This window comes from Sphingobacterium paludis (genome assembly GCF_004364125.1).
Taxonomy (GTDB): Bacteria; Bacteroidota; Bacteroidia; order Sphingobacteriales; family Sphingobacteriaceae; genus Sphingobacterium; species Sphingobacterium paludis.
The window spans coordinates 193,483-206,786 of the sequence record NZ_SNZV01000004.1 but is presented as its reverse complement, the minus strand read 5'-3'; the positions used below and the strand labels follow the sequence as shown (position 1 = coordinate 206,786).

General features: G+C 42.5%; 14 protein-coding genes. 3 read left to right on the top strand and 11 right to left on the bottom strand.

The features are described 5' to 3' along the window. Positions 1–47: 47 nt before the first annotated feature. The 10 genes from B0I21_RS09085 to mutY form a co-directional block, all read right to left on the bottom strand. Positions 48–632 carry a zeta toxin family protein gene (locus B0I21_RS09085; RefSeq protein WP_133640162.1) on the bottom strand — a complete coding sequence of 195 codons (585 nt, stop codon included), beginning with the start codon at positions 630–632 and terminating at the stop codon, positions 48–50. After that, on the bottom strand, positions 632–889 hold the full coding sequence (locus tag B0I21_RS09080; RefSeq protein WP_133640161.1) for a hypothetical protein: 258 nt from the start codon (positions 887–889) through the stop codon (positions 632–634). Before B0I21_RS09080 ends, B0I21_RS09085 begins: the two co-directional genes overlap by 1 nt. Positions 890–995: 106 nt before the next feature. Then, positions 996–1,685, bottom strand: a complete 690-nt coding sequence (locus tag B0I21_RS09075; protein WP_133640160.1) for an OmpA family protein — start codon at positions 1,683–1,685, stop codon at positions 996–998. Between the two features lie 100 nt (positions 1,686–1,785). Next, positions 1,786–2,550: a hypothetical protein gene (locus tag B0I21_RS09070; RefSeq protein ID WP_133640159.1), complete on the bottom strand. Its 765-nt coding sequence runs from the start codon at positions 2,548–2,550 to the stop codon at positions 1,786–1,788. A 54-nt stretch (positions 2,551–2,604) separates the two neighbouring features. Further along, complete coding sequence (locus B0I21_RS09065) at positions 2,605–3,006, bottom strand: hypothetical protein (protein ID WP_133640158.1); 402 nt, start codon at positions 3,004–3,006, stop codon at positions 2,605–2,607. Positions 3,007–3,158: 152 nt separating this feature from the next. Beyond that, positions 3,159–4,565 (bottom strand): 23S rRNA (uracil(1939)-C(5))-methyltransferase RlmD, encoded by a 1,407-nt coding sequence (gene rlmD / locus B0I21_RS09060; protein WP_133640157.1) that lies wholly within the window; start codon positions 4,563–4,565, stop codon positions 3,159–3,161. Positions 4,566–4,856: 291 nt separating this feature from the next. Further along, a complete protein-coding gene (locus B0I21_RS09055) occupies positions 4,857–5,432 on the bottom strand; it encodes a TetR/AcrR family transcriptional regulator (protein ID WP_133640156.1) in 576 nt (191 codons plus the stop codon). A gap of 250 nt (positions 5,433–5,682) precedes the next feature. Beyond that, the gene (gene pheS, locus B0I21_RS09050) at positions 5,683–6,720 is read right to left on the bottom strand and encodes a phenylalanine--tRNA ligase subunit alpha (protein WP_133640155.1); all 1,038 of its coding nucleotides are present in this window, start codon (positions 6,718–6,720) and stop codon (positions 5,683–5,685) included. 81 nt (positions 6,721–6,801) lie between these two features. After that, a complete protein-coding gene (gene ssb / locus B0I21_RS09045) occupies positions 6,802–7,248 on the bottom strand; it encodes a single-stranded DNA-binding protein (protein ID WP_133640154.1) in 447 nt (148 codons plus the stop codon). A 2-nt stretch (positions 7,249–7,250) separates the two neighbouring features. After that, positions 7,251–8,318: an A/G-specific adenine glycosylase gene (gene mutY / locus B0I21_RS09040; protein ID WP_133640153.1), complete on the bottom strand. Its 1,068-nt coding sequence runs from the start codon at positions 8,316–8,318 to the stop codon at positions 7,251–7,253. Positions 8,319–8,452: 134 nt separating this feature from the next. Between mutY and B0I21_RS09035 the strand changes: the two genes are divergently transcribed. From B0I21_RS09035 to B0I21_RS09025, 3 genes are all read left to right on the top strand, one after another. After that, positions 8,453–9,307: a M23 family metallopeptidase gene (locus B0I21_RS09035; RefSeq protein ID WP_133640152.1), complete on the top strand. Its 855-nt coding sequence runs from the start codon at positions 8,453–8,455 to the stop codon at positions 9,305–9,307. A gap of 66 nt (positions 9,308–9,373) precedes the next feature. Next, positions 9,374–9,862 (top strand): hypothetical protein, encoded by a 489-nt coding sequence (locus B0I21_RS09030; protein WP_133640151.1) that lies wholly within the window; start codon positions 9,374–9,376, stop codon positions 9,860–9,862. An 11-nt stretch (positions 9,863–9,873) separates the two neighbouring features. Beyond that, positions 9,874–11,739: a M1 family metallopeptidase gene (locus tag B0I21_RS09025; RefSeq protein ID WP_133640150.1), complete on the top strand. Its 1,866-nt coding sequence runs from the start codon at positions 9,874–9,876 to the stop codon at positions 11,737–11,739. A gap of 166 nt (positions 11,740–11,905) precedes the next feature. On the opposite strand, the gene B0I21_RS09020 is transcribed toward B0I21_RS09025, so the two are convergent. Then, positions 11,906–13,264 carry an ATP-binding protein gene (locus tag B0I21_RS09020; RefSeq protein WP_133640149.1) on the bottom strand — a complete coding sequence of 453 codons (1,359 nt, stop codon included), beginning with the start codon at positions 13,262–13,264 and terminating at the stop codon, positions 11,906–11,908. Between the last annotated feature and the right edge of the window lie 40 nt (positions 13,265–13,304).

Here is a 13,304-nt window from a genome sequence, read left to right as displayed (position 1 = left end):
TGGACGATGAAATCACTTTATAAGCTTGGCTAAATCAGGCATATAGTCTAGAACCACCTAGGCTGCTGCTCAATATCTAACGCCTCTAACATAGTTCCTTCGGAAATAAAAACTAAATCCTTATGCTCCAGTTCAGAAGTATCTATGACTTTAATCGTATTGAATAAACTTCGACGATCATTTAACTGTCTAAGATTCCCGAAATAATTATCCCTAATCGTAAGTAGATCAACGTTATGGCCACCTTCTCTTGCTCTGATAAGTACACGATCCATTGACGTATCAACATTCTCTAAACCAAAAAAGATAAGATGTAATGTATACTGGTTGTCTTTAAATTGATGCAATATACTCAAACTTTCATCCTGCGAAAAATGACCTTCGTAGGCGAAATCGCGCCTACTACTAATCGCGCTGTTGACCAAATTGATAAACGTAACTTCGACAAACTCCGAAGCCTGCCTATTGAGTTCTTTTTGTACACGGATTCCAGACCTCCATAGATCAGACTTTCTAGAAAGGTAAAGCTTGTCTCCATCAAAAACCTCCTGCAAATGTTCAGGAAAATACGCCGGTCCCACGGTAGACTTTCCTGCGCCATTTGATCCGGTTATAACGAATAGTTCTGGCATCAATCAAGCTGAAATCGACTTTTCAGCGCCATCGCCTGCGTCTGATCTAATATTTCAATAATATCAAAATCATTACCCTTCGAAGATCGCTTTACACGATGTATATTTCCATCTGGGTATTCTAGATAGCAACACTTTTCTTCCATTCCCTTGACGTTGATCATAAATGGCAGACCATTTTTTAGTCGCTTAAGTCTAAGTGCCTTTACCGCTACCGTACCCTTTTTTACTTGTTCGTGCAGAGTTAATTTAGCCATTACCTAATATTTGTTTATTCAAAAATACATCTTTTTAGTTTGTTTTTAAATAAAAAGGGGGCACCTTAAAAAGATACCCCCTCTATACTTATTTTCGAAAAAGCTGTTATCTACTCGCTTCGCTTTCTGCTTCCTTGATCATTTTATCTCCAGCAACGATAACGATTTCCACACGACGGTTTTCCGCACGCCCAGCATCTGTATCATTTGAAGCTAATGGCTCCGAGTAATTTTTACCTTGCGTTTTGATTCGCGCACCACCTAGACCTTGTGAAACAGCATATGCTTTAACGGCATTTGCACGCGACTCCGATATTTTTTGATTGACATCTAACGTTCCACGATTATCCGTGTGCCCAATAACCAAAATTTCGGTACCAGGCTCCTTGTTTAATGTAGTAACCAGTTTATTGATATTTGTTTTAGCTGCGGCTTTTAAGGACGAGCTATTGAAGTCGAAAAGAATACCCTCATCGAATTTCACAATGATACCCTCGTCAGACTTGATGACTTGAGCTCCGGCAACCTCATTTTCGATTTCTTTGGCTTGCCTATCCATCTTTTTACCGATCAAACCGCCGGCAACACCACCAATGGCCGCTCCGGCAATTGCTCCGATAGCTGTATTACCAGCTTTACCACCGATCAGCGCGCCAAGACCAGCACCAGCAGCCGTACCTACAGCCGCGCCCTTTGTTGTATTACTTGTATTCCGTATTGTCGAACAACTTGCTAATAACATCGCAGAAGTTGCAACGGATAAGCCATATATAGCTATTTTTCTTCTCATTTTCATAACGAACTCTTTACTGTTAAACTGTAATATACCAGCTATTAATCAAAGCGAATGCCAAAATGTAAAGTTCTTACGAAAATAGCGAGAAAAGCAAATAAATTTATTTTTCCTGTGGCGGCACATCAAGCTTGGGTAAACGCGTAGAGCGGGGACGCCCGTTTTTTTCCCAAGACTCCATCGATGTCTTGACATAATTCATAAAATCATATTGACCCCATCGTTCCACCAGACTAAAAGAAGGACGGTATAAATCCATAAAAGACTGCAATTCATCGCCCTCAAGATTGGTTAATGAGCTAACGGCAGCCTTACTAAAAACCCGGTCGACTTTAGACTCTTCAAGTTCACGATCCATGATCTTAGCAAAACGCTTTGCGTTTTTAGCATCCTTACCAAAAAGGTTATACAGCGCGGTAGCTGGACTTCCCAAATACGTACCAACGGTATTCTTACCGCCATTGTACACCCCTTTCTTCGCATAGTCATCAAGCATATCGCGCATTTCTGCTTCCTTACTCATCCTATTCACAACGACCGTTTCTAGCGTTAATCCCTCCTGCATCTCGATGAGAATATCTTCGGCAGTCTGTATAACGGTTTTCACGGGGCCGTAGCCTGTTTTCGTAAACGATAAACTGTCGCCTACCGAAGCCTCCAAAATAAATACACCAAACGTATTAGTCTGGGCTCGCCTTTTTGTACGAAGGTTTTGCACGTTTACCTCAGCTAGCCTGATACTTCCACCCTTTGCTACCACGATTCCGGAAATACCTGTGGACGACTGCGCTGACGCTGTTTCAACACTGCTTAGCGCGATCAAAACGGCGAAGAGTAAGATATAGATATGTTTTATTCCTAAGTACATTCAGCTAAAAATAACAATAGTTTAGACTTCCCAATGTTAAAAAGTTTTAAATTATTAACGCTTTTCCCCATAAGGATAGAAAACGAAGTTTGCCCCTTCAGGTACGATGACAAACAAACACATAAAATCGTTCGCATTTTTGTAGTTTTTTGTAAAATGCTCCTTGCGCTCTTCCTTGATAAGTCCACGCTCCACAAATTCTTCAAAAGAGCTCACCTGGATCGTCCATTGCGTATTTAGTTCGTTTCTGTCTAACAACATCTCTCCCACACTCACCTCGTGTTGATGGGCAATAAAAATCGGATATAGGGTATACCCTTCTGTCATCATTTCGAGAGCCACTTCTTTGATAGATTCTTTGTAAAAGTCCAGATCAAGCTTTAAACTTTTTAAGGGACTAGCCGCTTTCTGATCGTCGCCAGATGAATCTCTAGCCATTAAATCTTCAATATCCATTTTGAAAAGTAAAAATTAGAAAGTTAAAAGTCAAAAGTGAGAAGTCAAAAGTCGTAAACATCAATTCAAAAGTGAGAAGTTAAAATTCAAAAGTGAATACCTTAAAATTTAGCACCTGCTTTCTCAAATTTTGAATTGGTCGAATATGTCAACTACTTCAAACGCAATAGAACCACATTTTCAACATGCTGCGTATGTGGAAACATATCGACTGGCTTAATGCGCTCCACGACATACTTCTCTTGCAATATAGCCAAATCCCGTGCTTGCGTCGCTGCATTGCAGCTTACATAAACAACTTTACCGGCTTCCATTTCTAAAATACGGTTTACAACATCAACATGCATGCCAGCCCGCGGAGGGTCGGTAATGACCACATCAGGCTTTCCATGCTCAGCGATAAAGTCTGAGGTAAGTACATCCTTCATATCGCCTGCGTAAAATTTGGTGTTATGAATGCCGTTAAGGGCCGAATTAATCTTCGCATCCTCAATGGCCGATGGCACATACTCGACACCTACCACTTCCCGTGCCGTTCTAGCAACGAAATTGGCGATGGTACCAGCGCCTGTATATAAGTCGTAAACAAGTTCATCACCTTTCAAACCAGCAAAATCGCGCGTAATTTTGTACAGCTCATAAGCTTGCGCGGAGTTTGTTTGGTAAAAAGATTTAGGCCCCACTTTGAACTTTAGCCCTTCCATCTCTTCATAAATAAAATCCCGGCCGGCAAACAGATGAATGTCTTGATCGAAAATTGTATCGTTACGTTTTTGATTGATGATGTAAAGCAAAGATGTTAAATCGGGGAAGCTATTGTGAATATGCGCCATAAGCAGCTCGACCTGCTCTTCGGTAGGGTAGGCAAATACGACGATAAGCATAATCTCGCCCGTGGAAGACGTACGAATGATGAGATTGCGCAACACGCCTTCATGGGCACGCAGGTCATAGAATGATATGTCATTCTTAATGGCGAAGTCCCGCACGTTGTTTCGAATAGCGTTTGATGGATCTTGCTGTAAAAAACAATGATCGATATCTAATATTTTATCAAAACGCCCCGGAACATGGAAACCCAATGCATTCATATCTTCTGGCAAAACCTCCTGATCTACGGAGGTCAACCAACGTTTGTTAGAAAACGTGAACTCCAATTTATTACGGTAGTATTCGGTTTGTGAAGATCCTAGGATATCTTCCATAGATTGGGTATCAACCTTCCCCAGACGTCGAAGCGCATTATCTACATATTGCTGTTTGAACTGCAATTGCGCCGGGTAATTCATATGTTGCCATTTACAGCCTCCGCAAACACCGAAATGCGGACAGAATGGATCCACCCGATGGGGAGACGCCTGTTTCAACGAAACCAGTCTTCCTTCAGCAAAATTCTTTTTCTTACGGAGTAGCTCCACCTCAGCAATATCGCCAGGAACAGCCTGTTCAATAAACATCACCATTTCCTCTTGCTTGGCTACGCCCTTGCCCTCTTCCGCAATATCTATGATATGTACATCGGCAATAAATTTTTTGTCTTGTGGAATTCGTCTACCCATAATGGCTGCAAAAGTACGCTTTTTTACCTGAACCTTAAAGTGCTCCGCTGCTAATCAAATACGTGCATAGATCGATGCCGCATCCGCCAAACGAAAAAAAGCACGGTGATTTAAACATTCGCCTTACCTACCAGGCCACTTTCATCACGGGCAACAGCAGGGCGCTAATAAACCGAGGTAAAATCGTTAAAGATTGCAACTCGCTATCCCGAAAAATGTACTGCACTTACTCGGAAAAGGTGTTTTGAAAATACGTGACAAGTAGGGAGAGAGGTGCTAAACCCTATCGGCTTACATCAATGTGGCCTGTACAAGATATGGCAAAATTTCCTTTTGGAACGAGATGAAATTTTTACGTACGTCAGCCTCTGTAACCGCTGTAAAAGCAAAGGAAAAAACAATGTTTTTGCTGGATTTAATGAGGAACGTTAAGCGTTCTTCGGGCACGGTTTGCCCTATCGTTTCATTTTGGATAAAGGAACTGAGAAGAAGAAATTCCAAGTCGTCCGACAGGGTTTTCAGGTATTCCTGTGCATTGGCCGATTCACGAATAAACTCCCAGCCTACAAATTCGTTACAGACGGTGTAAGTGACGCGACTTACCCGAAGAATTGTGTTGGCCAAAAACGTAGATAGATCTTTTTCCCGCACATTCTTATCGAGAATATCCTGCACATTTTCCCGGATATAATCCATCAAGACCTCATGCAAGATCAGTTCTTTACTGGAGAAATGTTTATAAAACGTGGCCTTCGCTATTTTTGAATGTTTGGCAAGCTCATTCACACTGGTTTTGTTATAGCCATAGCGTCTGAAGAGCTCACGAGCCGATTTTTTTATTGACAATATGACCTTATCCGACTCCATGCAGGTAGTTTTGTATGCAAAGTAGATAATCGCCTTCCCGGAACACATATGGCTTTAACAGAACGTTTGCCCATGTTCGGGTATCGCCCTCCGGTCGCCGTTCTACAGCGAAAACACCGAAAGTGTCGGCTTGATTGATGGTGGTCGCACAAGTTTGTTTCGGAACCTGATCACAGCAATTTGTCACGCAACACAGTCTTGGTGGGAAAGGGGTGAAAACGGTAGTGTAATGGGGTCCTCTAACCATATTTTAAATAATCTCTGTTTCGAATTGTGACAGGAACTTCACATCGTTTTCGGAGAATAGCCGCAAATCGCGAATTTCATATTTCAAATTTGTGATTCGCTCAATGCCCATACCAAACGCAAAGCCTGCATATTTCTTGCTATCGATACCGCAGTTTTCCAAAACATTTGGATCCACCATACCACAGCCCAAAATTTCTACCCACCCGGAGTATTTACAGAGCTGGCACCCATCGCCCTTACATATTGTACATGAGATATCCATTTCGGCAGATGGTTCGGTAAATGGAAAATAAGACGGGCGAAAGCGCACCTTTGTACCCTCACCATATAATTCTTGTACGAAATGGAAAAGGGTTTGCTTTAAATCGGCGAAAGATACATGCTCATCGACATACAAACCTTCTACCTGATGAAAAAAGCAGTGTGCTCTTGCCGATATGGCTTCGTTACGATACACGCGACCGGGCATAATTGCTCGAAATGGTGGCTTACCCATCTCCATTAAGCGCACCTGTACCGATGAGGTATGCGTGCGCAGCGCAATATCGTTGCCATCCTTTTTCTCGACAAAAAAAGTATCTTGCATATCCCTGGCGGGATGTTCTGGCGGAAAATTAAGCGCAGAAAAGTTATGCCAGTCGTCTTCAATCTCTGGGCCTTCCGCTACAATAAATCCCAACTTTTTAAAGATTTCGACTATCTCTTTGCGTACTAACGACAACGGATGACGTGAACCTAGTTGAAAGCCTTCTCCAGGTAAGGTAAGATCGCCCTCATTTTTTGCCTGTTTATCCGATGTTCCGGAAAATTTCGTTTGTGCATCTGTAAACGTCTGCTCGGCAAGCTGCTTAAACTCGTTTAAAACCTTGCCCAAGGTCCGTTTCTCTTCAGGGCCAACAGACTTGAATTCGTCGAAAAGCGCCTTAACGAGTCCTTTAGACACGAGAAATTTTAACCGAAATTGTTCCACATCAGCAGCCGATGTCGGCGTGAATTGACTGATCTCTTCTGAATACTGCTTAATTTTGTCCTGCAACATAGTGTCCAAAGATACGGCAAAATATTAAAACTTATGCCCAAGCAGCCTTTATTTTCAGTGAGAATCTAAAGCGTAGTCCTATTAAAAGGGTAATCCATCGGTGTCATTATCCGTTTCCGTAAAATCGACTTCCTGCTCCTTTTCCACCTCTTCGGTTGCATTTTCCGCATTTGTACTTTTGGTAGCTTGGCCAAAATCAGATGGTCTTCCGAGTAATTTGAAGCTTTCGCCCACGATTTCGGTAACGAAGCGCCTTGTCCCTTCCTTGTCCTCATAGTTTCGCGTGCGTAAACGGCCTTCAATGTAAACAAGCTTACCTTTTTTTAGGTATTTAACGGCCATCTCGCCTAGATTACGCCACATCACAATATTATGCCATTCCGTATGTTGCATCCGGACACCATCTTTGGTATAGGTTTCTGAGGTGGCTAATGGAAAACTGCAAACGGTGATATTACCTTCTAGATATCGTACTTCAGGGTCTTTGCCCAAATGCCCAACCAAAATTACTTTGTTAACACTTGCCATAGTTAAAATTTAGGATTAATTAGCTGTTTATTCTTCTCAAGAAAAGAAAATATAAGTTTATGTTTAGCTAATGTATCGATTTTTTCTACAAAAAAATAATTCCAATTGCTTTTTTTAGTGCGCAGGGATTGGGCATCTTGCAGCAAATAAAACCGGGCGTAAATATTTTGATGGCTCAAAATATGCTTCGTCATATTGCCCAATGGAGTAAATCGAGCGGTCTCCTCAAAATATTCCGAAAATAGCGGTGTTTGCGCAAGCTCTTCCAGCATAAAATCCTGCTCTGTTTCAATCAGCGGAAATTCGTACAAATTGGCCCAAACATCTGTCTCCCCTCTTTTTGACATCAATATGCGGTCATCGCTCTGTACAATGAAATAGTGGAAATATCGGTTTTTGCTGGCTCGGCCCTTTAATTTCACAGGAAGCTTATCCACAATTCCCGCTCGATTAGCGACACATTCCAATTGGAATATGCAAGTTTCGCAGCGCGGACTTTTAGGTTTGCACTGCAATGCTCCAAAATCCATGATGGCTTGGTTATAGGTCGCAGCATTATCCAAATCCAGCATTTCTCCCGCAATTTCCGCGAATACTTTTTTCCCTTTGGAGCCATTAATTGGCTCGTCGATACCGAAGTATCGCGACAACACGCGATATACATTTCCGTCTACGACGGCTTTTGCTTCGTTAGCGGAAAACGAAGAAATTGCAGCTGCCGTATATTCGCCGACGCCCGCTAACCGAATGACTTCCGCATAACTCGTGGGAAATTGCCCCCCATATTCATCTACAACCATTTTCGCCGCTTTATGCATATTTCTGGCACGTGAATAATAGCCTAAACCCTGCCACAATCGAAGGATCTCTTCTTCCTCTGCGGCAGCGAATTTTGTTACAATTGGAAAAGCCTCCAAAAACCGATGAAAATAGGGCATCCCCTGCTCCACGCGGGTCTGCTGTAGAATAATCTCGGAAAGCCAGATAACATAAGGGTTTTGGGTATTTCTCCAGGGTAAATCGCGTCCATTCTCACGGTACCAATTCATCAATTTCACTGCAAACGACATGCACAAAGTTGCTTATTTTTTTACAATAAAAACAGGGGGTCTAAATGTTAAAAAATGTAAAATATTGAACATAAAGCACTTGATCGGGTACCTTTGTGCTCCGTATTATTAAAACAGTTTTTGTTATTGACGCTATGCTAAAGAAAAAAACCGCTGTACTTTTCGTGGAAACGGACGGCACATCTACGAAAAGAGTGCAAGTGCCTACCTTGATCATTACACATTGGAAAAAAATAGTAGGATTTCTAGTTGCTTTAGTCGCTGTGACCGTTTTTTCGGTTGCTTATGTGGTTAAGCAGCAGACTTCCGAAAAATACACATTGGCCTACAATAAAAAAATAGACTTCCTGAATGAACAGAAAAGACAGTTGGAAAAAGAGGGTTTTAACAGCCAGGTGACGACCGAAGAAATGAAAAGATCTTTCCATTCTATCGATAGTACCTTGGAGCGCATCAATAAGAAAATGCGGACGCGAGGTCTAAAAGAAATCCGACTAAAAAATGCAGGGGGACCCGTTGAGAATGATGATGAGGATCTTGTGGAACTGTCTCTTTTCTATAAAAAGCAACTCAAAAACTTAGAAACAAAATTGGATGGTATGCCCTTTGGCGTGCCCCACCCCGGTCGTATTACCTCTGCATTTGGTTACCGGCGAAACCCTTTTACCAATAGAGGCCGCGAAATGCACGCGGGTGTAGATCTTAAAGGACGGGTTGGCGATCCCGTACGAGCTACGGCTAAAGGCAAAGTGGTATTTGCGGGCTACAAAGGCGACTACGGCTATGTGGTTATGGTACAACATAACCATGGTTATGAGACACGCTATGCCCACCTTACCAGAACCCGGGTCAAACGTGGAGAAGCCATCGAAGCCGGAGAAATTGTCGGTCTGTTAGGTAGCACTGGAAGAAGCACTGGCCCACACCTCCATTACGAAGTAACACAGCATAACAAGAAACTAAATCCAGCGAAGTTTTTTTACTTTTAATAGGGCGTATTGTGCGCGATGATTTATCTCGAACCAAACGGCATTCATCCGTAAAGATATTGTGATATGCAGAGAAAAGAGCAAAATATGATTGCTCTTTCTTATTTTTGGTTCATGAGCGAAAAGACGTTCCACATTGCCACCCTGCACCGTGGAAAATACATGATCCTTCTTTTAATCGAGGTATGCATCGTGACGGCAATAGTCTCGAGACTTCCTCTTCAAGAAGTACCTAAAATACTGATTGTATTATGCAGTCTACCACTTTTACTCCTGCTCAGTATAAAATGGAGCCGCAACGACTCGCAGTGGACAGTGACAGATAGCGAGATTGCCATCCACTTTCATGACAGGAAGCTGGATACGTTGTTGCTGGCCGATATCAAATATTTGCGGAACCTGCCACGTTCAGGTGGCAACCTGATTATGATCTTTACCAAGAACAAACGACAGCCTAAACGTTATTGGCGAAATAAACTATTCCAAAAAGACGATGACCTAAACGCCCTTATACATCTGTTAAAACAACGAGGCGTCGAATACTATTATATGTAAAACCAAAACCCATGAGAAAACTATTTACACTCGCTTTTTTTATGCTTTTCAACATCCTGCTTTTTGCGCAACGAGCAGGTTATTGGCAACAGGCAGTGGACTACAAAATGGACATTGATGTTGATGAAAAAAACTATCAGTATCAAGGTAAAATGACCTTAGATTATAGCAACAACTCAAATCAGGCACTATCTAAAGTATATTTCCATTTATATTTTAACGCTTTCCAGCCCGGCAGTATGATGGATTATCGTCTAGCCAATATCAGCGATCCCGACGCGCGGATGGCCACAAACCTGGGAACGAAAGAAAAGCCTAATTATCAAAGTCGTATTGCTACCCTAACGCCCGACCAAATTGGGTATCAAAAAGTGGATGCACTTACGGTGAACGGGAAAGCAGCAACGTATAAAATAGACGGTACATTGCTGGTGGTAGACCTTCCACAGGCCATCGAGGCTGGAAGTACTGCACGTTTCGAAATGCAGTGGACGGCGCAGGTGCCAGAGCAAATCCGCCGCAGCGGACGGAACTCCAAGGAGGGTGTCGCGCTGTCGATGGCGCAATGGTACCCTAAAATGGCGCACTTTGACGACTTCGGATGGCATCTCGACGAGTATATCGCCCGGGAATTCGTTGCGCCTTTTGGCAATTTCGACGTGACCATCCACCTAAATAAAGATTACGTCATCGGCGGTTCAGGCAAATTGCAAAATCCATTGGCTGTTAAAGGTTATGATAAAAAGGCCAAAGTGGCCTCAAAAAATGGTAAAGCAACTTGGCATTTCAAAGCTGAAAACATTCATGACTTTGTTTGGGCTGCCGACCCCAAATTTACCGTTGACTCAGCAAGAAGCAAAGGCAGCGTGACGATTTATACAGTTTTTCTGCCAAGCACTAAAGAAGTAAAAGACAACTGGAAGACAGCACTATCCCTGGCTACTGAATTTTTTGATTACACATCAGCCCATTTTGGCGCTTACCCGTGGCCAACCTACAGCATCGTGCAAGGCGGTGATGGTGGTATGGAATACGGCACCGCAACACTTGTGACTGGCGGACGAAATATAAAAAGCTTGGTGGGTGTTATCTTCCACGAAGCGGCTCACTCTTGGTACCAGCACCTATTCGGTATAAATGAAACGGTCGACGAATGGTTTGACGAGGGTTTTACAAGCTATGTCCAAGAGCTTGCCTTCCAGCAATTGTTTGAAAAAAAGGGAGCGTTGGAAACCAACCCGGTTATTGATGCCTATAGAGCCTACTATAAGCTGGCTCTTTCGGGCAAAGAAGAACCCATGAGCTTGCTTGCCGATTATTATAATACGAATTACGCCTATAGCAATGAGGCGTATAATAAAGGCCAGGTGCTCGCCGAACAGCTCGGTTATATCATTGGCAAAGAAAATCTGGAAAAGACTTTCCTCAGATTCTACGATGTGTGGAAGCTTAAAAACCCTACGCCTAACGATTTTAAACGGATCGCAGAAGAGGTTTCAGGCATTAATTTAAAATGGTATTTTAATCTGTTTATCAACACCACGCGGACCATTGACTACGCCGTGAGCAGTGTAAATGATCAAGAGATCCTGATCAGCAACAAATCAAATTTTGCTATGCCGATTGATCTTTTGGTGCATTACGCGGATGGAACAAAAGAACTTTTTTATATCCCGCTACGCGAAATGCGTGGCGAAAAACCTGCTGAAAGCTTCAGCATATATGAAGGTGTGAAACGTACGGTGCTTGAGGATTGGTTTTGGACTAAACCAACCTACAGCTTAAAATTGGAAAAGAAAGTGGCGAAGGTTGAAATTGATCCATCGCAGCGGTTAGCGGATATTGAATCGTCTAACAACAGTTACGTACAGCCATAAACGGCTATCTCATAAGGTCACTAAACAATCTAAATGCGTCTTTGCGTTGTCATTCTTCTTCGCAAAGGACGCATTTTTAGATCCGTAAAATCGCTGCCTCATGCTTCTTATTGCTTGATCACGTTCGTACCGAACTTTTTAAACAACTTTACAACTGATTGGAAATCTATATCGCGTATTTGCTAGTAAACCAAGCAATGTATTGGGGTAGCATGGTCCCGGCATAATAGGGTAGACTCAATAAAAGATATGGCTTTTTATTGGGAGTAATTGCTTGTTCGACGTTGAAAGAGCCTCCGTAAATCCGAATGGCATACGGATGATCTACTGCCTCAATAAATTGATGGAGCGATTTTAAGGAACCAGTGCTGCCTGACTTTATTTCTATGGGCAATACAAGTTTATTGTAAGCATACAGCAAATCTACTTCCGCACTAGACTGCGTCTTTTCCCTGACCCAAAAGTAGGGTACATGCGACGAAACATGCTGCAGCGAGATCAATTCTTGCGTTACAAGGTGCGGTATAACCGCCCCCTTGTACGCGCTGTTTAGGTCAGACATAGCAAGCATTTCAGCCTGAATGCCCAGCGTATAGTTTACCAAACCGGTATCCAAAAACTGTAACCGCGGAGACTTTTTCAAATCTGCTTTTAAGGGAGGTTGAAGACCTGTTGTGGGATAGATAAGACGAACAATTTTCGCATCGTCGAGCGTTCTAAATGCCTCTCCAACTTCCCGTGACCGATAATTTGAGTTTCCAAAACCTTGGAACTTAATTCGCTCATCCATAAATAGGGGTGCGACATCCATCAAATGCTTAATTACCTTTCTCTCCGTGTCACTGGATGTGTATTTTTCTACATCATTTTTATAGGTGCTCCATATACTTTCATAAATCTTAGTAAGATCCGAAAGATTACTTTCTTCAAGATCCGTTTTAATGACTTCAGGCATTCCACCGATGATAGCATAACGATGAAAGGCATCCATCAACGTATGGTGTGCAAATGGTTTAACCGGCACTTCATTCAATTGCTCCAATAGGGCTTGTTTCCCTAAAGCTTCCAAATACTCTTGAAAATTCATGGGATACAGATATAAAAACTCCACCCGACCTACCGGAAAACTTGGCACACGTTGTATAGCAAACTCCAGCAAGGATCCTGCACTAATAACATGCAGTGTGGGTATCTCTTCATAAAAGTAGCGCAACAATTGAATGGCCTTCGGACTTTCCTGAATTTCGTCAATAAATAAAAGTGTATCCTGCAACCCTGATGAAGGAATATTATGAGCTAGAAGTAGCGCTTCGGCAATAGTTTGCACATCATCAAAATTGTCGAAAAAGCGACGGTCTGCTGCCTTCTCTAGATTGAGAACGACAAGGTATGTATAGCTCTTCGCAAAATCACGTATGACGGTAGTTTTACCAACCTGCCGCGCACCTCGTATAATTAATGGCTTTCTTGTACTACTTAACTTCCACTGCCGAAGGTATTCCTGGATGATTCTTTTAAATGCCATGTTTAGTGCCTAATACATCTTTGTAACAAAACAAACCCAG